The sequence below is a fragment of the Sphingobium sp. GW821-FHT02B05 genome, assembly GCF_059421905.1.
Genome location: NZ_JBWKVW010000007.1, coordinates 56,350 through 77,697, shown reverse-complemented (window position 1 = coordinate 77,697; position 21,348 = coordinate 56,350). Strand labels below are relative to the sequence as shown.

Genomic DNA, 21,348 nt, shown 5'->3' with positions numbered 1-21,348 from the left:
GGCGATGGGCCGTTTCGGCTTGCCGTGCAACCGATAATGGACCAGTAATCCCATCGCATGAACAAAGCCGCCGATCTAACCGAGGAAAATCGTGACGGCAGCAATGTGGTCAGGCTTTCGGGATCGCTTGCCATCGCCTGCCTTGGCGACCTGCCCGACCAGCTCGATGCCGTGCAGGGGCCGGTGTCTGCCATCGACCTGTCGCAGGTCGATCACATGGACACGATCGGCGCCTGGACCATCCATCGCGCCGCCAAGCGGCTGAACTGCGACATCAGCGGCGGCAGCGAAGATGCCGGTCGCCTGATCCATGCCGTGGGCGAGCTGGACGAGCCGGTGCCGATCCGGCCCGACCATGTCCATCCGCTGCGCCGTGTGGTCGGCCAGATCGGCGAGGCGGTCTGCGCATCGGGCGCGACGTTGATGGGTTTGCTCGGCTTTTTCGGCGCGACCCTGATCGCGACATGGAGCGTCATCCGTCACCCCCATCGGTTCCGCATCAATGCCGTGGTGCAACGGTTCGAAGTGGTCGGCGTGTCCGCGCTGGGCATTATCGGCCTGATGAGCTTCCTCATCGGCATCGTCATCGCGCAGCAAGGCTCGGTGCAGTTGCGGCAGTTCGGCATGGAAATGCTGACGATCAATCTGGTCGGCCGCCTGACCTTCCGGGAACTGGGCGTGCTGATGACCGCGATCATGGTCGCGGGTCGGTCCGGTTCCGCCTTCGCCGCACAATTGGGCACGATGAAGCTGACCGAGGAGGTCGATGCCATGCGCACCATCGGCGTGTCGCCGATGGAGGCGCTGGTGCTGCCCCGCACATTGGCAGTGGTCATCATGATGCCGCTGCTGGGCTTTTATGCGTCGGTCATGGCGGTCATCGGCGGCGGTTTCCTGTGCGCGATCGCGCTGGAGATTCCGCCGATCACCTTCGTCCAGCGACTGCGCGAAGTCGTGCCGATCACCGACCTGTGGGTCGGCCTGATCAAGGCGCCGGTATTCGGCATCATCATTGCCCTGTCAGGCTGTTTCCAGGGGATGCAGGTCAAGGGCAATGCGGAGGAAGTCGGCCTGCGCACCACGGCGGCCGTGGTGCAGGCAATCTTCCTGGTGATCGTCATCGATGCCTTTTTTGCGGTCTTCTTCACCTGGGTAGGCTGGAACTGATGAGCGAAGAAGAAATCAGCCAGGCCGAGGAAGAGCGGATCGCGCAGGCGTTGCAGACGTCCGACATCGCCATTTCCGTGCGTGGCCTGCGCAACAGCTTTGGCGATCAGCAGATTCACGACGGGCTGGACCTGGACGTGCGCAAGGGCGAGATTTTGGGCGTGGTCGGCGGGTCGGGCACGGGCAAGTCGGTGCTGATGCGCACGATCATCGGCCTACAGACGCCCGATGAGGGCGAGATTCACGTCTTCGGCGAATCCATGGTCGGCCGGTCCGATGACGAAGCGCTGGCGATTCGCAAGCGTTGGGGCGTGCTGTTTCAGGGCGGCGCCCTCTTTTCGACGCTGACGGTGGCCGAAAATGTCGAGGTGCCGATCCGCGAATATTATCCCAAGATCGGCCCGCAACTGCGCGACGAGATTGCGGCCTACAAGATCCGCATGACCGGCCTGCCGACCGAAGCTGGCCCCAAATATCCATCCGAACTGTCAGGCGGCATGAAGAAGCGTGCGGGCCTGGCCCGTGCGTTGGCGCTGGACCCGGACCTGTTGTTCCTGGACGAGCCGACCGCTGGCCTTGACCCGATCGGCGCGGCAGCATTCGATGAGATGACGCGGAAATTGCAGCAGACGCTGGGCCTGACCGTCTTCCTCATCACCCATGATCTCGATACGCTCTACTCGATCTGCGATCGGGTGGCGGTGCTGGCGGACAAGAAGGTGACGGCGGTCGGCACCATCGACGAGTTGCTGGCGACGGACCATCCCTGGATACAGGAATATTTCAACGGTCCGCGCGGCCGGGCCGCCACGGCGGCGATGTCGCGCGAAAAGGACCGGGAACAGACAAGGGCGGCGCAGGGGCCGTCGGACGGAAGGCGATAGGATATGGAAACCCGCTCCAATCATGTGCTGGTGGGCGCAGTCACGCTGTTGCTGCTGGCCGCGATCATGGCCGCCGCCTTCTGGTTTTCGCGCCTGTCGGATGGTGAGAACAAGGAATATGACATCTTCTTCAAACAGTCCGTGAACGGATTGGCAAAGGGGTCGAGCGTCAATTATTCCGGCGTCCCTTCCGGCAAGGTCGAGAAGATCGAGCTGTGGAAACGTGATCCGAGCTTCGTGAAGGTCCGCATTTCGGTGAAGGACGGCACGCCGGTGTTGCAGGGGACGACCGCCACCATCGCGGGCGTGGGCTTCACCGGCGTCAGCGAAGTCGTGCTGGATGGCGCGGTGAAGGGTGCGCCGCCGATCGCCTGCCCGGTCGACAATGTGCTGGCCGCCTGCCCCGATGGCGTGCCGGTGATCCCGACCAAGCCCGGCGCGCTGGGCGAATTGCTCAACAATGCGCCGCAGCTGCTGGAGCGGCTGTCGACCCTGACCGAGCGTCTGACCGAATTGCTGAACGACAAGAATCAGCAATCGATCGCCGGCATTCTGGCCAATGTCGAAAAGGTGTCGGGCGCACTGGCCGACCGTAGCCCTGAAATTGCCGCGACCCTGGCCGAAGCGCGCATCGCGGTGCAACGCACCGGTGTCGCCGTCGAGCAGATCGGCAAGCTGGCCGCCACCACCGACACGATGCTGAATGAGGAAGGCCGGCCGCTGATGGGCGACCTGCGCAAAAGCGTGCAGGCGGCGACTCGCAGCATAGAGACGCTGGACAAGACCATCGGTGAAGCACAGCCGGGCGTGAAGCAGTTCAGCACCCAGACCATGCCGGAGGTCAACCAGCTGGTCCATGACCTGCGCGAAATGTCGCGCTCCTTCCGCGGCGTTGCGGAAAAGCTGGACCAGCAAGGCGCCGGATCGCTGGTCGGATCGCCCAAGCTGCCGGATTACAAGCCATGATGCCGGCCCCCAAGATGAGAGAGATGCGGACCATGTTCCATGTGAAACACCAAGGCGCGATGACGGCGCTTGCCGCTGGCCTGCTGCTGTCGGGCTGCGTTTCCATCGGCGCCAAGCCACCGGCGCAACTGCTGACGCTGGACGCGGTGCAGAAGGTACCGGCTGGCGCCGGGCGGGTCGCCGGTGGCGGACGGACCCTGATCGTAGCCGATCCCGATGCACCCAAGATGCTGGATACGGTGCGCGTCCCGGTGCAGCTGGGCCCGACCAGCGTTGCCTATGTGACCAAGGTGCAATGGGCCGATACGCCGCGCCACCTGTTCCGTCGCCTTCTGGCCGAAACCATTTCAGCGACCACGGACCGGGTCGTGCTGGACGCCGGGCAGTTTTCGGGCGACGGTGGCCAGCGGTTGAGCGGCGAACTGGTCGCCTTCACCGTCGACGAGGCCAGTCATAGCGCGATCGTGACCTATGACGCGGTGCTGACGACGCCAGCCGGCGTGGCGCTGGCCCGCCAGCGTTTTACCGCCAGCGCGCCGGTGAGCGGCAAGATCGAAGCCATGACCGTCGGTGCGCCGCTCAATGCGGCCGCGAACAAGGTCGCAGCGGACGTCGCGGCCTGGGCTGCGGCGGTCAAGGATTGATCTTGGAGTTGGGTTGGTCTTCGCGCGCGACGACGATCCACTGCAAAGGCGTCCCGCTCTAGCCCCCTACTCCAGACTCTTGCCCGCCTGCTCGGTCACATCCTTGGACAGGCCGGGCTGCGCCAGGATGCGTTGTAGCTCCCCGCGCATCAACGCGGCGCGGCCTTCCTCGAAGCGTTTCCAGCGGCCAAGCGGCGGGACCAGCTTCGCAGCGGTCTGGGGGTTCAGCCTGTCGAGCGCAATGATGCAGTCGGCGAGCAAATGATAGCCCTCTCCCGATACATGATGGAAGGCCCATTGATTGCCGGCAAAGGCACCGAAGAGCGACCGTACCCGGTTTGGATTGGCCAGGGTAAAATCCTTATGCTCGCTCAACTGTGCGACCAGATGGACGGTGTCCGGATGCAGGGCGAAGGCCTGGGTCTGGAACCATTTATCGAGCGTGAGCGCATCGTCCCGATAGCGATTGTAGAAGATGTCGAGCGCCGCTTCCCGTTCCGCACTGGTGCCATTGGCCAGCGTGCCAAGGGCCGCCTGACGCTCGGTCATATTGTTCGCCGCGTCGAACTGGGCAAAGGCGATGGCCGGGCCGTCCTTCGCGCCGGAGGCCACCAGATAATGCAGCGCGGCGTTCCGCAGCTTGCGCGCGCCCTTCGCGGCCGGGGACAGGCTAAAGGCGCTGGCCTTCGACTTTGCATGAATGTCGCGCCATAGCGGTTCCAGCTCCGCGCCGATCTTTTGCTGGAGCGCATCACGAGCGGCGTGGATCGCGTTGGGATCGACCAGTCGCATCTGATCGCCAAGATAGGCTTCGCTTGGCAGCCGGATCGTTTCAGCGACGAAGGCCGGGTCGAGCGCAGGATCGGTGATGGTGTTGCGTACCGCGTCGATCACGGCCGCATCATCCACCGCCTGTCCCGCGATCCGGCCGACCAGCACATTGACCATCAGCTGTTGCATCGCTTCATACCGGGCGAAGGGATCGTCGTCATGGGCCGACAGGAAAGCGAGATCGGCCTGGCTGCGGTTGGTTTCCACGATCACCGGCGCTGAAAAGCCGCGGTTGATCGAGAGTATCGGCGCGCTTGGGAAGCCGGTGAAGGTGAAGCTTTGCTTCGCTTCGGTCAGTAGCAGCAGCTCGTCGCCGCTATGGGTGCCTGTCGTGGAATCGAACAGTGCGGTCCGCAGCGGAATCGCCATCACCTGCTTTTCGCCCTGGCCGGGTGTCGGCGGAATGTTCTGTGCCAGCGTCAACTCTACACTGCGGTTTACGGGATCATGGCTGATCAGGGCACGAACCTGCGGCGTTCCCGCCTGCTCATACCAGCGGCGAAACTGGGTAAGGTCGATTCCCCCACCCTCCTCCATCGCCAGCACGAAATCCTCGCAAGTGGCGGCTTGTCCGTCATGGCGATCGAAATAGAGGTCGGTGCCGGCGCGGAACCGCTCCGGTCCCATCATCAGCGCCATCATGCGGATCAATTCCGCGCCCTTGTTGTAGATGGTGGCCGTGTAGAAGTTACTGATTTCCATATAGGATTCGGGGCGGACCGGGTGCGCGAGCGGACCTGAATCCTCCTGGAACTGGCCAGCCCGCAGGATGCGGACATCCTCGATCCGTTTGACCGCATGGCTGCCCATGTCGGCCGAGAAATTCTGATCGCGAAAGACGGTGAAGCCTTCCTTGAGGCTCAGTTGGAACCAGTCGCGGCAGGTGACCCGATTCCCCGACCAATTGTGGAAATATTCATGCGCCACCACACCTTCGACGCCATCATAATCGATGTCGGTCGCCGTTTCCGGGTCGGCCAATATGTAGCGCGAATTGAAGATATTGAGGCCCTTATTCTCCATTGCGCCGAAATTGAAGTCGGCCACGGCGACGATGTTGAACACGTCCAGATCATATTCGCGGCCGTAGATGCGCTCGTCCCAGGCCATGCTGTTCTTCAGCGCCTGCATGGCATGGTCCGTGCGCGGCAAATCGGCTTCCTTGACCCAGATACCCAGCGCGACCTCGCGCCCGTTCATCGTCACGAATCGATCGGCGTTGCAGGACAGGTCGCCCGCGACCAGTGCGAACAAGTAGCACGGCTTGGGATAGGGATCGTTCCAGCGCGCCCAATGCCGGCCTTCTGACAGGTCGCCCTGCTCGATCGGGTCGCCATTGGCCAGCAGGACCGGAAAGCGTACCTTGTCCGCCTCTAGCCGAACGCTGTAGCGCGACAGGATATCGGGCCGATCAGGGAAGAAGGTGATGCGCCGAAATCCCTCCGCCTCGCACTGGGTACAGAGCAAGCCGCCGCTGGCATAAAGGCCCATCAGCTTGCTGTTGCCGTCGGGGGCCAACTCCACCAGCGTTTCGACTTCATGCGCGGCATCGGGCAGCGCGATGATCAGGGCGCCGGCCTCCAGGTGCCATTCATCCTGCCCAAGTTGTCGCCCATCGACGCGCACCGCCAAAGGCACGATCCCGTCGCCATCCAGCCGCAGTGGCCGGTCATGATCGCCATTGCGCGTGACCGACAGCGCCGTGCGGACGATCGTACGCGCGGGATCGAGATCGAAGTCCAGCGCAATATCCGGGACCAGCCAGTCGGGCGGGCGATAGTCCTGACGTCGGATGACGGCGGGCGCTGCGGCGTTGGTGGAAATCATGTCGGCCATCCCTTCAAGCTAGGGAGCGACGGGCTAAAAGACCAGCGGTAGTTAAGGCCGTGATGACGCCCGCCTGCTGCAAATGGCTTGTAGCAAAGTTGGCGCAGCAGATCCGTAGGATCGGACGGCTGCGCCAGTCTCCATGGGGTTCAAATACGTTCGCCGGACAGGCGCTGACACAGCATGTCCAGCTGATCGAGATTGGAATAGCGTAGCGACAGATGGCCGCCAGCCGATCCTCCTTCATGTGCGATCTCGACTTTCAGGCCCAATATGTCGGCCAGATGCTGCTCCAGTGCGGCGATGTCGGGATCTTTATCCCGTACGGTGCCGATATCGGCGCTGCGCCGAGCGGCTGGTGCCTCGGCGCCGGTCTTCACCCGTCGAACCAGTTGTTCGGTTTCGCGGACCGACAGGCTTTTGTCTTCGACCTGCTTCGCCAGCTTTTCGCAATCGGGCAGGCCGATCAAGGCACGGGCGTGGCCCATGCTGATCCGGCTTTCCATCACCTGCTGCTGCACCGACTTGGGCAGTTCCAGCAAGCGCATCAAATTGGCGACATGACTGCGCGACTTGCCGACGATCCGGCCCAATGCTTCCTGGCTATGATGAAATTCGGCGATCAGCTTACGATAGGCTTCCGCCTCTTCGATCGGGTTCAGGTCTTCGCGCTGGATATTTTCGATCAGCGCGATTTCGAGCGTTTCCTGCTCATCGAAATCCCGGACGATGGCCGGGATGCGATGGAGGTGCGCTCGCTGTGACGCACGCCAGCGGCGCTCGCCGGCGATGATCTGAAACCCGCCGCCATGGGGCCGCACGATGATCGGCTGGATCACGCCGCGCTTGGCGATGCTGTCGGCCAGTTCCTGCAACGCGCCTTCGTCGAAATGACGACGCGGCTGTTCGGGATGCGGCTGGATGAGCGAGACTTCGATGCTCTGCACCGCCTTGCCATTGGCGGGCGGATTGGTGGCGGCGACCGGCTCTTCGCGCGCGGCATCGCCCAGCAAGGCGGACAGGCCCCGGCCCAGGCCATGAGGACGCTTGACGGTCTTCGGCTTGTCGGTCGTTTCGTCGCTCAAGCGGCAACCTCCTTTCGGGGCAGGCGCGCAATCAATTCACGCGCCAGACGCATATAGGCTTCCGATCCCGAACAGCGGAAGTCGTAGATAAGGGCGGGCACGCCATGACTGGGCGCTTCGGACAGGCGGACGTTACGGGGGATGACGGTCGAAAAAACCAGATCGCCCAGGCAGGCACGCACATCGTCGGCCACCTGATCGGTCAGGCGGTTGCGGCGATCATACATGGTCAGCGCCACGCCCATGATCGACAGGCCGGGATTGAATCGGCCGCGGATGCGCTCGACCGTCTGAAGCAATTGCGACAACCCCTCCAGCGCGAAAAATTCGCATTGCAGCGGGACCAGCAGATATTGCGCCGCGACCATGGCGTTGATCGTCAACAGGCCCAGCGACGGCGGGCAGTCGATCAGGCAGATATCCCAGCGACCGGGCTGTGCTTCATCCAGCACGCGGGCGAGCCTATGGGTCCGCTCCTCATATTCGATCAATTCGATTTCCGCGCCCGACAGATCCTGCGTTGCGGGCACAAGATCGAGCTTGGGCACACGGGTGGTCACGATCGTATCGTCCAATGCGCAATTGCCGACCAACAGGTCGTAGCTGGATTGCGCGCGTTCCGCCTGGCCGATGCCGAGGCCCGTCGATGCGTTGCCTTGCGGATCGAGATCGACCAGCAATACCCGAAGCCCGGTCGCGGCCAGACCGGTCGCCAGGTTGATTGCCGTGGTGGTCTTTCCCACCCCGCCCTTCTGGTTGGCAATGGCGATACGGATCATGGGCGACCTTTCTTCTTGCCAGCGGGAGTAAGGTTCCGCGCGATGATGAGGGCGCTATCAGCGTCCGTCACGCTCGGTTCCACGTGAAACACACCTTGCCATGCCGGACGCGCCGCCTCCAGTTCATTTTGTGCATTTCGCCCTTTTGGCAGCACCCAGACGGTCTTTTTATCGGACAGGTGCAGCGCGGAAGATAGAAGCTTGGCCAGTGGCGCATAGGCCCGCGCACTGATGACGGCGGCCTTGGTGGCGGGGACCGTCTCGACACGGCCGCCAAAGACGCGCGCGTGTCCAAGGTTCAGATCGGCGACGACGTCGTTCAGGAAGTCGATCCGCTTGCGACGCGATTCAACCATCATCAGCGGCCGATCGACCAGGCAGGCGATGACAATGCCGGGCAACCCGGCGCCAGACCCCAGGTCGATCCAGTCCCGCCCATCATCATCGTCGGCATGCAGCAGCAGCTGCGCGGAATCGACGATATGGCGAGCCCAAATATGCGGCTTGGTCGATTCGGCGATGAGATTCTGTTCGTCCGCTGCCGAAAGAAGGACGGCGACGAAGCGCTCCAGCTGAGACCATGTTTCACGTGAAACGTCGAACTGGTCCTGAAGCCAGGCGCGTGCTTCTTCTTCAGTCACGCCGCCACCCGGCGCACATGGACAAGAATGGCGGCAAGCGCGGCGGGGGTGATGCCCCGGATACGGCTGGCAGCGGCCAATGTATCAGGGCGCGCAGCGTCCAGTCGCTCGATCATTTCGGTGGAAAGTCCCCCAATGGTTTGAAAATCGAAGTCCGCGGGAATAACCACCCGCTCGTTACGGCGCAGTTCTGCAATCTCCGCATCGTGCCTCTGAAGATAGGGCGCATAATGCGCATCCTCCAATATCTCGTCTCGCAGGTCGGTCGGCGCATCCAGCAGGGCGGGAGCGAGATGGCAGATCAATGCCCGATCGACCTCCGGGAAGCGCGCCCATTCGAACAGGCTGCGCCGCGCCCCATCTTGACGCACGGCGGCACCGGCGCGCGTCATTTCGCTGGCGGTCACCGCCTTTGCCAATTCCCTCTCGATCCGATCGCGGCGCATCTGGCGATCGGCCAGTCGGGCCGCGCGCTCCATCCCGATCACGCCATGGGTGAGGCCGATCTGACCCAGCCGCGTCTCGGCGTTGTCGGCACGCAGCCGCAGCCGATATTCCGCCCGCGCCGTCAGCATGCGATAGGGTTCGGTCACACCCTGAAGCACGAGATCGTCGATCATCACGCCGATATAGCTGCTGGCGCGATCGAGGATCAGCGGTGCCTCATTGCGCGCACGGGCAGCGGCGTTGACGCCCGCGACCAGGCCCTGAGCCGCCGCCTCTTCATAGCCGGTCGTACCATTGATCTGCCCGGCGCAGAAAAGACCGGGCAATCGTCGCACCTCCAACGTGGAGTCCAGGGCGCGCGGATCGACATGATCATATTCGACGGCGTATCCCGGCACGACGATCTCCGCCCGCTCCAAACCGGGCATCGACCGGATCATAGCGATCTGGACGTCGGTCGGCAGCGAGGTGCTGATGCCATTGGGATAGACGCGATAATCGTCCAACCCCTCCGGTTCCAGAAAGATTTGATGCCCATCGCGATCGCCAAAGCGCATCACCTTGTCTTCGATCGAGGGGCAATAGCGCGGCCCTCGGCCCTCGATGGCGCCACTGAACAGCGGCGAGCGGTCCATGCCGGCCCGGATAATCGCATGGGTGGCGTCATTGGTGCGAGTGATGGCGCAGTCCAGCTGCGGCAGGATGCGCCTTTCGGACAGCGGCGACATGGTCCAGTCCTCGCCATCCGACGGCTGGGTTTCGAGCGCGGCCCAGTCGATGGTGCGCCCGTCCAGGCGTGGCGGGGTGCCGGTCTTGAGCCGGGCGATGGGCAAGCCGAGATTACGCAACTGGATGCCCAAAGCACTGGCTGCGCGTTCGCCGATGCGGCCGCCCGTTTCGCGCTCGTCACCCCGGAACAGCTTGCCACCAAGGAACGTACCGGTGGCCAGCACGACCGATGGCGCGCGCAGCATATGCCCATCGGCCAACCCCACCCCGGCGATCATGCCCTGCTCGACGAGCAAAGTGTCCGCTTCGCCTTCGACGATGTCCAACCTAGGTTGCGCGTCCAACAGGGCATGAATGGCGGACCGATAGCGTATGCGATCGGCCTGCACGCGGGGTCCCTGAACGGCGGCCCCTTTGCTGCTGTTGAGCATGCGATAATGGATGGCGGCGGCATCGGCGGCGCGCGCGATCAGGCCGTCCATCGCATCGACCTCGCGCACCAGATGGCCCTTGCCCAATCCGCCGATTGCCGGATTGCAGGACATGGCGCCGACGGTATCGCGCGCAAAGGTGAGGAGCGCCACGGTCGCGCCTTTGCGCGCGGCTGCCGCGGCCGCCTCGCAGCCGGCATGGCCGCCGCCGACCACGATCACGTCATAATCTGTTTGCATGGCCCGCCCTTATCAGATGACAGGGGTCATGGTCAAAAGCGTTCCACGTGGAACAACGCCTATTTGCCGATGCAGAAGCCGGAAAAAAGCCGGTCCAGCATATCTTCCGTACCGGCCTGCCCGGTCAGCGCGTCGATGGCGCCGCGAGCAAGGCGCAATTCTTCGGCGATGACAATCAGATCGGTGGTCGCTCCGGCGGATTGGAGGTGGTCGATCAACTGTCCAACTCGTTGTCTCTGGCGCACATGCAGGGCATAATCGCCCGCCCCCGGCAGCAGTGTCGCTGCGCGCGTGCGGAGCAGCGCGACGAGTGTATCCATGCCTTCTCCGGTATGAGCCGATAGGGACAGGCCAGGGCGCTGGGTCTGCAAACGGTCACTTTGCGCAGCGACAAGGACGGCATCGGCGCGGGGTAAATCGGTGGGGCTGCCCAGCCATAATATGATGTCGGCGGCGTCCAAAGCGGCGCGCGCGCGATCGATGCCGATCGCCTCGATCGCGTCGCCGGTTTCGTCCCGCAATCCAGCGGTGTCGGTGAAGAGGAAAGCCGTGCCGCCGATTGCGGCAGGCACCTCGATCCGGTCGCGAGTGGTGCCGGCAATGTCGGACACGATCGCAGCCTCTCGTCCGACCAGCGCATTGAGCAGGGTCGATTTACCGGCGTTGGGCGGTCCGGCCAGCACCACGCGCACCCCGTCACGCAGGCGCTCGGCGGACGGTGCGGCCAGGACGATGGCGACGTCGCTCGCCAGATCCGCGATGCCGGCGCCGATCCGCTGTTCGATCGCGGTGTCGGGCACGTCGTCCTCATCGGAGAAATCCAGCGCGGCTTCGGCCATGGCGCTCAGGTCGAGCAGCGTGCTGCGCCACGCATCGATCCGGCGGGAGAAATGTCCCTCCGCCATTAGCAAGGCAGCGCGCCGCTGGTCCTGCGTTTCGGCCGCCAGCAGGTCCGACAGGCCCTCCACGGCATTCAGGTCCATGCGTCCATGGGCAAAGGCGCGACGGGTGAACTCGCCGGCCTCGGCGCGGCGCAGGCCCGGCATCGCGCCCAGCGCGTCCTCGACGGCAGCCACCACGGCGCGACCACCATGGCAATGCAGTTCACCCATATCCTCGCCCGTCACCGTCGCGGGGCCGGGCAGCCAGAGCAACAGGGCGCGATCGAGCGGCGCGTCGTCGCGCGGATCTTTCAGCAAAGCCAGGCTGGCGGTGCGCGGCGCAGGCAAACGCCGCGCCAGCGCCCGGAGCGCAGCACCGGCTTGCGGCCCGCTCACGCGGATGACTGCTATGCCCGCAGGCGGCGCACCGCTCGACAGGGCAAAAATCGTGTCGCCATTTTGCCCGGACATGATGCTTATTTCTTGTCGCTGCCACCCGACATGCCGGCCAGCCCCATATTCATCATTTGCTGGAACAGGCGCATGCCCGCGTCACCCATCGGGGAGAAGCTCTTGAACAGCGTCTCCATCTGCTCGGCACTGCCGATGCCGTCAAAGCCGTCCAGCATCGTGCGGATATATTTGTCGTGAATAGGCGTCACATCGGGCAGGCCCAGAAAGGCGCGCGCTTCCGCCGGGGTGCAGTCCACATCGACGGTTACCTTCATGTCCCTGCCCTTCCCTGTCGGCATAATATTCGCGATCGCCCCTCGTCATGCCGCAACTGGCCGTACCAACGCAAATTTTAAACGCGCCGGGCGGTTGCGCCCGCCCCGCTAACCGCCAATATGCCGGCCATATTTACAGCGAGAAGGATATCCCTATGGGCGATTTCACCCCTACCGGCACATTGGACGGCGATGGATCTTTCGACACCTATGTGGCGCAGCCGGACGGCGATGCCAAAGCGGCCATTATCGTCATCCAGGAAATATTCGGGGTGAATGAAGGCATAAGGCGCAAGTGCGACAGCTGGGCGAAGGCGGGTTATGCCGCCTATGCCCCCGACCTGTTCTGGCGGTTGGAGCCGCATATCGAGCTGGATGCCGATGTGCCGGAAGAGATGCAGCAGGCGCTCGATTATATTCCCGTGTTCGATCAGGATCGCGCCGTTCGCGACATCGAAGCCACGATCAAGGCGGCGCGGGCCGCCGGAGCCGAGAAGGTCGGGCTGGTCGGCTATTGCCTTGGCGGGCGGCTGGCCTTCATGGCGGCCTGTCGTACCGATGGCGACGCCTTTGTCGGCTATTACGGCGTAGGCATTGACGGGCTGCTGAACGAGCAGCATGCGATCGGCAAGCCGGTGCTGCTGCACGTGCCCACCGCCGATCATTTCGTTCTGCCCGAAACGCAAAAGGCGATGCACGAAGGGTTGGCGGACAATCGCCATGTCACGCTGTTCGACTATGAGGGCCTGGACCATGGCTTTGCCGCCGAGATGGGCAATCGCCGGGACGAGGCCGGCGCCGAGCTGGCCGACAAGCGCACCGCCGATTTCTTTGCCGAGCATCTCGCCTGATGAGCGGCTCCTGGCGGATGGTGGCCCTCAGCCATGGCGGGCCGGAGGTGATCGCGCGCGAGGATTTCGATCCCGGTATGCCCGGTGAAGGCGAAGTGCTGATCGCGCAGGATGCGGTCGGCCTCAATTTCATCGACACCTATTATCGCACCGGCCTCTATCCGGCGCCCCTTCCCACCCCGCTGGGGTCGGAAGGGGCAGGCCGGATCGTGGCGGTTGGGCCGGGAGTGAGCGATTTTGCCGTCGGGGATGTCGTCGGCTGCGCCAGTGGACTGGGGGCCTATGCCACTCATCGGATCGTACCGGCCGATCGCGTCGTGCGGATACCCGATGGCGTATCGACGCAGGATGCCGCAGCGATGATGCTCAAGGGCATGACCGCCTGCTATCTGGCCGAAGATATCGTGCCCCTGAAAGCCGGGCAGGTCGCACTGGTCCATGCGGCAGCGGGCGGGGTCGGGTCGGTGTTGGTCCCCTGGTTGCGCGACAAGGGCGTGATCGTCATCGCCCATTGCGGATCGGCGGAAAAGGCGGCCTCGGTCGTGGCTGACCATAGCCTGCACTGCGCCTTCGATGATCTGGCCGCGCAGGTGCGCGACCTGACCGGCGGGACGGGGGTCGATGTGGTCTATGACGGCGTCGGCAAGGACAGCTGGACCGCCTCGCTCGCCAGTCTCAAGCGGCGCGGGATGATGGTCAGCTATGGCAATGCGTCGGGCGCGGTGCCGCCGGTCAGCCTGCTGGATCTCAGCCGGGGCGGATCGCTCTACGTTACCCGCCCGACCCTGTTCGACTATATCGCCACGGCGCAGGATCTGGCCCATATGGCCGACCGGCTGTTCGACCGGATGCAGCGCGGGGTGATAAAGGCCGTGATCGGCCAGCGCTTCCCCCTGGCGGATGCAGCCGATGCCCATCGCGCCCTGGAGGCACGACGCACCACCGGAACGACGATCTTGATCCCTTGAAATCCGCGGGAGAGGCGCGTTTGGCCGCGCCTTTCCCCGCAAGCCCCTGAAATCGAACGGTCGGGCAATATTCGCCTCGACGCAATCGCGAACGAGTGGCATTTAGCGACCCGATGCGCGCCATGGCTCCTTTCCTCGCACCCGTCTGGTGCGCTCAATTGTTGACCGGCGCCAAATCTTTCATCGACAACCCGCTGATAGGATCCTCCCGGCTCAATCATTGGGGCCTGCACATCGCGCGCCTGCGTATCGCCCATGCGATGGCGGCGCGGCGCCGCAGCGGTCTGGCCGCTGCGGTTCATGCCGACGACCGCGCGACGTTTGATCGCGATGGGGTGGTGGAAATCCGCAATTTCCTGCCAAATGACATATTTGCTGCATTGCAGCGACAAATGCTGGATTATCGCGGACCCGCGCGCGAAACGGTACAGGGCGACGCGGTTACGCGCCGCCTCGCGCTGGATGGCGCTGCGCGCCGGGCCATGCCGGCCTTTGACGATTTTCACCGTGATCGGCGCTGGCGAGCGCTGTCCCGCTATGTCGCCAGCTTCGACATCGAACCGCTGCTCTACATCCAGTCCATTCTGCCCCGACGCCATGATGCGGCCCCCGATCCGCAGACGCAGTTCCATTCGGATACTTTCTATCCCAACATGAAGGCGTGGCTGTTTCTGGACGATGTGCCGATGGAAAGCGGCCCCTTCGCCTATGTGCGCGGATCGCACCGGTTGACGCCGCAGCGCATCGCCTGGGAAAGGGCACGCAGCCTGGCCGTGCGCGATGGAACATGCCGTCTGTCCGCGCGGGGGTCCTTCCGGGTCGAGGAATCGGAACTGGGCGCATTGGACCTGCCAGCGCCGACCCGTTTCGCGGTGCCGGCCAATACGCTGCTGATTGCCGATACGTTCGGTTTCCATGCCCGAACCCAGGCGAGCGTGCCGGCGACGCGGATCGAACTATGGGCCTATGGGCGGCGCAATCCGTTTCGGCCGCTGACGGGGTGGGACGTCTGGAGCCTGCCCGGCATAGCCGAGCGGCGCATCCCCCTGCGCTGGTGGCTGGGCGACAAGATGGCCGGAATCATGCCCCAGCCATGGCGCCCCGTGGGGCATAAGGGGCCGGCGGACGAATGAACGCCCGCCGACCGGTCATCAGCCGAACAGCGTCAATATGCCGACCTGCTGATCGACGAAGCCGTCATAGATCATCTTGACCGCGACATAGAGGATCACGGCCAGGCCGATATAGGCGATCCAGCGGAAGCGTTCGATATAATGGGCGATGACGTTGGCGGCGATCCCCATTAACGCGACCGACAGCACCAGGCCGATCATCAGGATCCCGGGATGATCCCGCGCCGCGCCGGCGACCGCCAGCACATTGTCCAGGCTCATCGACACGTCGGCAACGGCGACCGCCCAGGCGGCGGCGGCGAAGCTCTTGGCCGGGCGCAGGCCCGACACATCGTCATCGCTTGGGTCGTCGGGCGTATCCGCGCCGCGCGCCGGGTGCAATTCGCGCCACATCTTCCAACTTACCCACAGCAATAGCAAGCCGCCGGCCAGGATCAGGCCGACAATCTGCATCAGCTGGCTCACCACCAGCGCGAAGGCGATGCGCAGCACCAATGCGGCGATGATGCCGATCAGGATGACTTTCTTGCGCTGGGCGGCCGGCAGGCCCGCCGCCAGCGCGCCGACGACGATGGCGTTGTCGCCCGCCAGCAGCACATCGATCATCAACACCTGGACGAAGGCCGATAGTGCGGAAGGGGACGTGATATTGCTGAAGTCATTGATGATATGCTGCCAGATATCGGCGGGAGAGCCGATTCCCTGAGCAGCCGAAGCGGCGGTGGCGAGAAGGTCGAACATGGCGGCCTAACGTCCCTGTCTGAAGCTAAGAAGAAAGCCGGACCATATACATGGCCCGGCTCTGACGGCAAAATATCCGTGGGTTGATCGGGCGACCGCCAGGATCGCCGGAACGCCTACTGGTTCATCGAATCGAAGAAATTCTCGTTGGTCTTGGAATCCTTCATTTTGTCGAGCAGGAATTCCATGGCGTCGATCGTGCCCATCTGCATGAGGATGCGGCGAAGCACCCACATCTTGCTGAGCGTACCCTTTTCGACCAGCAGTTCTTCCTTGCGGGTGCCGGACTTGCCGACGTCCAGCGCCGGGAAGATGCGCTTGTCCGCCACCTTGCGGTCCAGCACGATTTCCGAGTTGCCGGTGCCCTTGAACTCTTCGAAAATGACCTCGTCCATGCGGCTGCCGGTGTCGATCAGCGCGGTGGCGATGATGGAGAGCGAACCACCTTCCTCGATGTTGCGCGCGGCACCGAAGAAACGCTTGGGGCGCTGGAGCGCGTTGGCGTCCACACCGCCGGTCAGCACCTTGCCCGACGAAGGGACGACGGTGTTGTAGGCGCGGCCGAGGCGGGTGATGGAGTCGAGCAGGATGACGACGTCCTTCTTGTGCTCGACCAGCCGCTTGGCTTTTTCGATCACCATTTCGGCGACCTGGACGTGGCGGGTAGCCGGTTCGTCGAAGGTGGAGGACACGACTTCGCCCTTCACGCTGCGCTGCATGTCGGTGACTTCTTCCGGGCGCTCATCGATCAGCAGGACGATCAGGAAGACTTCGGGATGATTGTCGGTGATCGCCTTGGCGATGTTCTGGAGCATCACCGTCTTGCCGACGCGGGGCGGCGCGACGATCAGCGTACGCTGGCCCTTGCCCTGCGGCGATACGATGTCGATGACGCGGGCCGACTTGTCCTTCTGGGTCGGGTCGCCCGGATCGAGCGTCAGCTTCTGTTCGGGATAGAGCGGCGTCAGATTGTCGAAATTGACGCGATGACGGACGACATCGGGATCGTCGAAATTCACGGTGTTGAGCTTTGTCAGGGCGAAATAGCGTTCGCCATCCTTGGGCGCGCGAATCTCGCCTTCTACCGTATCGCCGGTGCGCAGGCCGAATTTGCGGACCTGGTTGGGCGAAACGTAGATATCGTCGGGACCGGCCAGGAAATTGGCTTCCGGGCTGCGCAGGAAGCCGAAGCCGTCGGGCAGCACCTCGATCGTGCCCTCGCCCATGATCTGCTCGCCATTCTCCGCCTCGGCCTTGAGGATCGCGAACATCAGATCCTGCTTGCGCAGCGTCGATGCGCTTTCGACGCCCAATTCCTCGGCCATGGTGACGAGGTCGGCTGGAATGGTCTTTTTAAGATCCTTGAGATGCATGCGAATCGGTCCGATGGAGAGAGGGTGATCTGAAGGCCGGAAAAGGAAGGATAGGAACCGGGCAATATGCCGGTCGCGCCCCGCTCCGGACGGGCGGGAAGGAATGTTTGGCGTTTAACGATCGCAGGGGCATCAAGTCAAGCAAGGACCGGTGCCGGCAGCAGCGGAAAATCGCCTTTTTGCCCCCGAAGCGGGCCGCGTTGTGGCGCTGGCGCGACAATGGGCATCCATGATATGAGGAGGATATAAAATGGAAGGATGAGGATATGGGACGGCGCCCGGTTTTCCTGGCTGTCTCCTCGATTGCCTTGCTGGGCATGGGGCTGGCGTTTGGCGGTCCGATTTCCGCGCAGGGTCAAGCCGGGCCGACACCGTCTGCGCCCCAGCCTTTTCTCGATCCGGACGTGCCGCCGACCATCGTGCAGACGGGGCCGCCGCTGGACGATCGGGTCACCATTCCCATCTCGATCGACGGCAAGGGGCCTTGGAACTTCATCATCGATACCGGATCGCAGCGTACGGTGATCGCCCGCGACCTGGCGCAGCGACTGGCGCTGCCGCCGCGCGCCAGTGTCACGATCCTCAGCATGACCGGCCGGTCGCAAGCGGAGACGGTCGCCATCCCGCGACTGGGTTTCGGCGCGGGGACGATCGACGATATCGAAGCGCCGGTGCTGGAGGGCGAAAATCTGGGCGCGGCGGGCCTGCTGGGGCTGGACAGCCTGCATGCCAAGCGGGTGACGCTGAATTTTCGCACCGGACGAATGGAAATCGCCAGCAGCAGGAGCAATCGACGGCTGGAAACCGATCCCGACGCGATCGTGGTGGAGGCGCGGCGCAAACGCGGTCAATTGATCCTGCTGGATTCAGAAGTGAATGGCATGCGGGTCAACATCATGCTGGATACCGGCAGCGTATTCAGCATCGGCAATCTGGCGCTGCGCGACAAATTGCTGGCAAAGAAGCGGGCGCCCGCGATGCTGGAAGCAACGCTGACCAGCGTGACGGGCGGGACGCTGACCGGGCAGGTCGGACGGATCAAGGGGGTGCGGATGGGGCGCGTCAACCTGATCGAAGTGCCGGTGCTGTTCGCCGATGCCAGCCCCTTTGCGGAACTGGGCCTTCAGGACAAGCCGGCGCTGCTGCTGGGGATCAGCGCGCTCCGGGTGTTCGATCGGGTGGCGATCGACTTCGGCCGGGGCAAGGTGGACTTCCTTTTACCCGACGCCAGCGTGGCGCAGCCAACGCGCTGGGCGATCAACGACAAAGGCAAGGGTTGATATCAGCCCATGGCCTTTTAGCAGGCGACATGAACCATTCCTTACTAATCGGGATTTTACACTAAATAATTGCGAATATTTCGTTATAGAAATGAAGGGCGCCAAGCAAAATCGCAGATTTTCTAGGGTTTTCCGAAACTGGCACGGCCCCTGCAATGTCCCTGGCATGATCCATGACGGATCATCGCAGACATTTCAGGGAAGGACCAAGACCATGAACACCTTTGCTTTCGCCGCCGCCATCGTCGCCGCCACGCTTGCCGTCTCGGCCGCCGCCACCCCCGCTTTCGCGCAAGCACAAGGTAGCGTCGGCGCCGCCAAGGTGCGCTACGATGTGAAGACCGACCGTTATTGCATTCGTGCAACGCTGCCCAGCACGATCGTGCCGGTGAACCTGTGCCGTTCGAAGAGCGAATGGGCGCAGAACGGCCTGACCATCAGCCACAGCAAGCCGGTCGTCCAGCTGGCCCGCCGCTGATGCACGGCGCGGGCCCGGCTTTCCATCCCCTTCCCTATCGGTCCAGCCGGGCAGATCAGGGATTGGGGGACGGCCGGGTGGTGGGCTGTTGCTGTTGCTGCCGCTGACGATCGCGGCCCAGCACATTGTCGATCCACTGCTGGTCGATACGTGGCGGCTGCGGGCGATCGTCGGGATCGACCTCCATCTGCTGCTGCTCGTCCCCTTCATCACCGGTTGGCGCAGGCCGCTGACGCTGCTGGACCGGCAGGCCGTTTTCATCGACCAACATGCCGCCGTCCACGTCGCCCGACCCATTGTCCGGGCTGCCATAATAGGCCTCGTCATCCGGCTCCAGCTGCCATTCGGGCAGGGTGACCTGCGTTTCGAACTGTTCGACCGGACGTCTGGACACCGCTACTTTCATATAATCGGCAAAGGCGCGGGCTGGCGCACGGCCGCCCTGTAGGCCGCCCACGGACCTGGCATCGTCTCGCCCCATCCAGACGCCGGTGGTGATACCGCTGGAAAAGCCCAGGAAATAGCCATCCTTGTTGCTGGTCGTCGTGCCGGTCTTGCCCGCCACAGGGCGACCGATCTGCGCGGCCTTGCCGGTGCCGGTGCTGACTGCCGTCTGCATCAGGTCGGTCATGCCCGCCGCAACCCAGGGCGCAACCAGTACGCGGCTGGTATCGTCCTGATGCTGGTAAAGCATCCGGCCGTCGGCCGTCGTCACCTTCGTGATGCCATAGGGCGTCACCGCGATCCCCTTACGCGCGATCGAGGCCGCGGCGCGGGTCATGTCGATCAGGCGAACGTCCGACGTACCCAGTACCATGGAGGGGTGGGTGTTGACCGGCGTCGTGACGCCAAAGCGGCGCGCCATGTCGGCCACGGTCGGGAAGCCGACTTCCACGCCCAGCTTCGCCGCGACGGTGTTGATCGAATAGGCAAAGGCGGTGCGCACGTCGATGTCGCCGGCAAAGCGGCCATTGGCATTGCGCGGGCTCCAACCGTTGATGGTTACCGGCTCATCGGTGACGCCCGTGTCGGGCGTATAGCCCGCCTCCAGCGCCGCCATATAGACGAAGATTTTCCACGCCGATCCGGGCTGGCGCGTCGCGGTGGTCGCGCGATTATAGTTGGACGTCACATAGTCCAGGCCACCCACCATCGCCCGCACGGCGCCGTCGCGGTCCAGGCTGACCAGCGCCCCCTGCGTACCGCCGGGTACATTGGCCTTGATCGCGGCCGTCGCGGCATTCTGCATGCCCAAATCGATGGTGGTATAGACTTCCAACGGCTCGTTCGGCTCGTCGATCAACAGGTCGAGCTGCGGCAGCGCCCAGTCGGTGAAGTAACGCACGCTGTTTTGCGGCGGTTCGGGGGCCATCTTGACGCTGGACAGGTCCGCATCGGCACGCTGGGACGGGGAAATGGCATCATTTTCCTGCATCAGGTCCAGCACCACGCCAGCGCGGCCGATCGCGGCGTCTGCGTCTGCGGTGGGGGAATAGCTGGACGGCGCCTTCACCAGGCCGGCGATGATCGCGGCTTCGGGCAGGTCGAGCGATACGGCGGGGTGGCCGAAAAATTTGCGGCTGGCCGCGTCGATACCGTATGCGCCGCCGCCGAAATAGACCTTGTTCAGATAGAGTTCGAGGATCTGCCGCTTGGAAAATTTGCGCTCCAGCGCCAGTGCCAGCACCATTTCGCGGATCTTGCGGCCGAAACTATAACTGTTGTTCAGGAAGATGTTGCGCGTCACCTGCTGGGTGATGGTGGATGCGCCCTGCCAGCGGCGGCCAGTGCCGCGCCGTTCCACCGCGACCCAGGCGGCGCGCGCCATGCCGATCGGATCGACACCGGGATGCAGGTAAAAGCGGCGATCTTCGGTCGAAACCATCGCGTCGACCATGACTTGCGGGATCTGGTCGTAGCTCAGCCACTGGCCGAAACTCGGCCCAAGCGAAACGATCACGCTGCCGTCGGCGGCATGGACACGGATCATCTGGCCATTGGGGGAAGATTTCAGGCTGTCATAATCGGGGAGCGACTGCATCGCGATCACCACCGCGATCACGATCGCCAACAGACCCGCCACCGCCGCAGCAAGGCCGATCTTCAACCCGCGCAGCGCCCATGTCTTCGCGCGGCTACGCGGCGCGCTCTTCTTCTTGCCTGATCCTGCCATTTGTGCCGCCTCGGATACGCGCTAATCCCGGCCCCGGCCAGCGCAAATCATGCAACCGGCGCGGAAAAAGA

The 21,348-nt window shown here is 63.6% G+C and carries 19 protein-coding genes; 9 read left to right on the top strand and 10 right to left on the bottom strand.

Features of this window, described 5'->3' with window-relative positions; genetic code table 11:
* Positions 1–57: 57 nt before the first annotated feature.
* From AC07UX_RS17295 to AC07UX_RS17280, 4 genes are read left to right on the top strand one after another with little or no spacing between them, the layout of a single operon-like run.
* Positions 58–1,167, top strand: a complete 1,110-nt coding sequence (locus AC07UX_RS17295) for an ABC transporter permease (protein WP_495193212.1) — start codon at positions 58–60, stop codon at positions 1,165–1,167.
* Complete coding sequence (locus tag AC07UX_RS17290) at positions 1,167–2,051, top strand: ABC transporter ATP-binding protein (RefSeq protein ID WP_495193211.1); 885 nt, start codon at positions 1,167–1,169, stop codon at positions 2,049–2,051. The genes AC07UX_RS17295 and AC07UX_RS17290 overlap by 1 nt, the downstream gene beginning before the upstream one ends.
* Positions 2,052–2,054: 3 nt before the next feature.
* On the top strand, positions 2,055–3,017 hold the full coding sequence (locus AC07UX_RS17285) for an MlaD family protein (RefSeq protein WP_495193210.1): 963 nt from the start codon (positions 2,055–2,057) through the stop codon (positions 3,015–3,017).
* A gap of 32 nt (positions 3,018–3,049) precedes the next feature.
* Complete coding sequence (locus AC07UX_RS17280; protein WP_495193209.1) at positions 3,050–3,661, top strand: ABC-type transport auxiliary lipoprotein family protein; 612 nt, start codon at positions 3,050–3,052, stop codon at positions 3,659–3,661.
* A 66-nt stretch (positions 3,662–3,727) separates the two neighbouring features.
* Here the strand turns inward: AC07UX_RS17280 and pepN are convergent, their stop codons facing one another.
* The 7 genes from pepN to AC07UX_RS17245 form a co-directional block, all read right to left on the bottom strand.
* Positions 3,728–6,328 carry an aminopeptidase N gene (gene pepN, locus AC07UX_RS17275; protein WP_495193208.1) on the bottom strand — a complete coding sequence of 867 codons (2,601 nt, stop codon included), beginning with the start codon at positions 6,326–6,328 and terminating at the stop codon, positions 3,728–3,730.
* A 140-nt stretch (positions 6,329–6,468) separates the two neighbouring features.
* Positions 6,469–7,404, bottom strand: coding sequence for a ParB/RepB/Spo0J family partition protein (locus AC07UX_RS17270; protein WP_495193207.1), 936 nt, complete (start codon positions 7,402–7,404; stop codon positions 6,469–6,471).
* Positions 7,401–8,183: a ParA family protein gene (locus AC07UX_RS17265; protein WP_495193206.1), complete on the bottom strand. Its 783-nt coding sequence runs from the start codon at positions 8,181–8,183 to the stop codon at positions 7,401–7,403. The genes AC07UX_RS17270 and AC07UX_RS17265 overlap by 4 nt, the downstream gene beginning before the upstream one ends.
* Entirely contained in the window at positions 8,180–8,824 is a 645-nt protein-coding gene (gene rsmG, locus AC07UX_RS17260) for a 16S rRNA (guanine(527)-N(7))-methyltransferase RsmG (RefSeq protein ID WP_495193205.1), read from the bottom strand. The genes AC07UX_RS17265 and rsmG overlap by 4 nt, the downstream gene beginning before the upstream one ends.
* Positions 8,821–10,671, bottom strand: coding sequence for a tRNA uridine-5-carboxymethylaminomethyl(34) synthesis enzyme MnmG (mnmG, locus tag AC07UX_RS17255; RefSeq protein ID WP_495193204.1), 1,851 nt, complete (start codon positions 10,669–10,671; stop codon positions 8,821–8,823). Before mnmG ends, rsmG begins: the two co-directional genes overlap by 4 nt.
* Positions 10,672–10,730: 59 nt before the next feature.
* Positions 10,731–12,023 (bottom strand): tRNA uridine-5-carboxymethylaminomethyl(34) synthesis GTPase MnmE, encoded by a 1,293-nt coding sequence (gene mnmE, locus AC07UX_RS17250; protein ID WP_495193203.1) that lies wholly within the window; start codon positions 12,021–12,023, stop codon positions 10,731–10,733.
* Positions 12,024–12,028: 5 nt separating this feature from the next.
* Positions 12,029–12,280, bottom strand: coding sequence for a DUF6489 family protein (locus tag AC07UX_RS17245; RefSeq protein ID WP_120251369.1), 252 nt, complete (start codon positions 12,278–12,280; stop codon positions 12,029–12,031).
* Between the two features lie 155 nt (positions 12,281–12,435).
* On the opposite strand from AC07UX_RS17245, the gene AC07UX_RS17240 reads away from it, so the two are divergent.
* From AC07UX_RS17240 to AC07UX_RS17230, 3 genes are all read left to right on the top strand, one after another.
* Positions 12,436–13,131, top strand: coding sequence for a dienelactone hydrolase family protein (locus tag AC07UX_RS17240; protein ID WP_495193202.1), 696 nt, complete (start codon positions 12,436–12,438; stop codon positions 13,129–13,131).
* Entirely contained in the window at positions 13,131–14,099 is a 969-nt protein-coding gene (locus AC07UX_RS17235) for a quinone oxidoreductase family protein (RefSeq protein WP_495193201.1), read from the top strand. Before AC07UX_RS17240 ends, AC07UX_RS17235 begins: the two co-directional genes overlap by 1 nt.
* 113 nt (positions 14,100–14,212) lie before the next feature.
* The gene (locus tag AC07UX_RS17230; RefSeq protein WP_495193261.1) at positions 14,213–15,232 is read left to right on the top strand and encodes a phytanoyl-CoA dioxygenase family protein; all 1,020 of its coding nucleotides are present in this window, start codon (positions 14,213–14,215) and stop codon (positions 15,230–15,232) included.
* A gap of 18 nt (positions 15,233–15,250) precedes the next feature.
* On the opposite strand, the gene AC07UX_RS17225 is transcribed toward AC07UX_RS17230, so the two are convergent.
* Both AC07UX_RS17225 and rho read right to left on the bottom strand, forming a co-directional pair.
* A complete protein-coding gene (locus AC07UX_RS17225; protein ID WP_495193200.1) occupies positions 15,251–15,973 on the bottom strand; it encodes a YjbE family putative metal transport protein in 723 nt (240 codons plus the stop codon).
* Positions 15,974–16,089: 116 nt separating this feature from the next.
* Positions 16,090–17,346 carry a transcription termination factor Rho gene (rho, locus tag AC07UX_RS17220; RefSeq protein WP_495193199.1) on the bottom strand — a complete coding sequence of 419 codons (1,257 nt, stop codon included), beginning with the start codon at positions 17,344–17,346 and terminating at the stop codon, positions 16,090–16,092.
* Between the two features lie 266 nt (positions 17,347–17,612).
* Here rho and AC07UX_RS17215 point away from each other — a divergent pair, with 266 nt between their 5' ends.
* Together AC07UX_RS17215 and AC07UX_RS17210 are read left to right on the top strand one after the other, a co-directional pair.
* Complete coding sequence (locus AC07UX_RS17215) at positions 17,613–18,626, top strand: aspartyl protease family protein (protein WP_495193198.1); 1,014 nt, start codon at positions 17,613–17,615, stop codon at positions 18,624–18,626.
* Between the two features lie 214 nt (positions 18,627–18,840).
* On the top strand, positions 18,841–19,104 hold the full coding sequence (locus AC07UX_RS17210; RefSeq protein WP_495193197.1) for a hypothetical protein: 264 nt from the start codon (positions 18,841–18,843) through the stop codon (positions 19,102–19,104).
* A 55-nt stretch (positions 19,105–19,159) separates the two neighbouring features.
* Here the strand turns inward: AC07UX_RS17210 and AC07UX_RS17205 are convergent, their stop codons facing one another.
* Positions 19,160–21,277, bottom strand: a complete 2,118-nt coding sequence (locus AC07UX_RS17205; protein ID WP_495193196.1) for a transglycosylase domain-containing protein — start codon at positions 21,275–21,277, stop codon at positions 19,160–19,162.
* Positions 21,278–21,348: the final 71 nt, after the last annotated feature.

What these genes read in the sequence shown, in the direction of transcription:
- AC07UX_RS17295 (WP_495193212.1), top strand. Translation starts at nt 58, where the DNA reads ATGAACAAAGCCGCCGATCTAACCGAGGAAAATCGTGACGGCAGCAAT.
- AC07UX_RS17290 (WP_495193211.1), top strand. Translation starts at nt 1,167, where the DNA reads ATGAGCGAAGAAGAAATCAGCCAGGCCGAGGAAGAGCGGATCGCGCAG.
- AC07UX_RS17285 (WP_495193210.1), top strand. Translation starts at nt 2,055, where the DNA reads ATGGAAACCCGCTCCAATCATGTGCTGGTGGGCGCAGTCACGCTGTTG.
- AC07UX_RS17280 (WP_495193209.1), top strand. Translation starts at nt 3,050, where the DNA reads ATGTTCCATGTGAAACACCAAGGCGCGATGACGGCGCTTGCCGCTGGC.
- pepN (WP_495193208.1), bottom strand. Translation starts at nt 6,328, where the DNA reads ATGGCCGACATGATTTCCACCAACGCCGCAGCGCCCGCCGTCATCCGA.
- AC07UX_RS17265 (WP_495193206.1), bottom strand. Translation starts at nt 8,183, where the DNA reads ATGATCCGTATCGCCATTGCCAACCAGAAGGGCGGGGTGGGAAAGACC.
- mnmG (WP_495193204.1), bottom strand. Translation starts at nt 10,671, where the DNA reads ATGCAAACAGATTATGACGTGATCGTGGTCGGCGGCGGCCATGCCGGC.
- mnmE (WP_495193203.1), bottom strand. Translation starts at nt 12,023, where the DNA reads ATGTCCGGGCAAAATGGCGACACGATTTTTGCCCTGTCGAGCGGTGCG.
- AC07UX_RS17245 (WP_120251369.1), bottom strand. Translation starts at nt 12,280, where the DNA reads ATGAAGGTAACCGTCGATGTGGACTGCACCCCGGCGGAAGCGCGCGCC.
- AC07UX_RS17240 (WP_495193202.1), top strand. Translation starts at nt 12,436, where the DNA reads ATGGGCGATTTCACCCCTACCGGCACATTGGACGGCGATGGATCTTTC.
- AC07UX_RS17235 (WP_495193201.1), top strand. Translation starts at nt 13,131, where the DNA reads ATGAGCGGCTCCTGGCGGATGGTGGCCCTCAGCCATGGCGGGCCGGAG.
- AC07UX_RS17230 (WP_495193261.1), top strand. Translation starts at nt 14,213, where the DNA reads ATGCGCGCCATGGCTCCTTTCCTCGCACCCGTCTGGTGCGCTCAATTG.
- AC07UX_RS17225 (WP_495193200.1), bottom strand. Translation starts at nt 15,973, where the DNA reads ATGTTCGACCTTCTCGCCACCGCCGCTTCGGCTGCTCAGGGAATCGGC.
- rho (WP_495193199.1), bottom strand. Translation starts at nt 17,346, where the DNA reads ATGCATCTCAAGGATCTTAAAAAGACCATTCCAGCCGACCTCGTCACC.
- AC07UX_RS17215 (WP_495193198.1), top strand. Translation starts at nt 17,613, where the DNA reads ATGGGACGGCGCCCGGTTTTCCTGGCTGTCTCCTCGATTGCCTTGCTG.
- AC07UX_RS17210 (WP_495193197.1), top strand. Translation starts at nt 18,841, where the DNA reads ATGAACACCTTTGCTTTCGCCGCCGCCATCGTCGCCGCCACGCTTGCC.
- AC07UX_RS17205 (WP_495193196.1), bottom strand. Translation starts at nt 21,277, where the DNA reads ATGGCAGGATCAGGCAAGAAGAAGAGCGCGCCGCGTAGCCGCGCGAAG.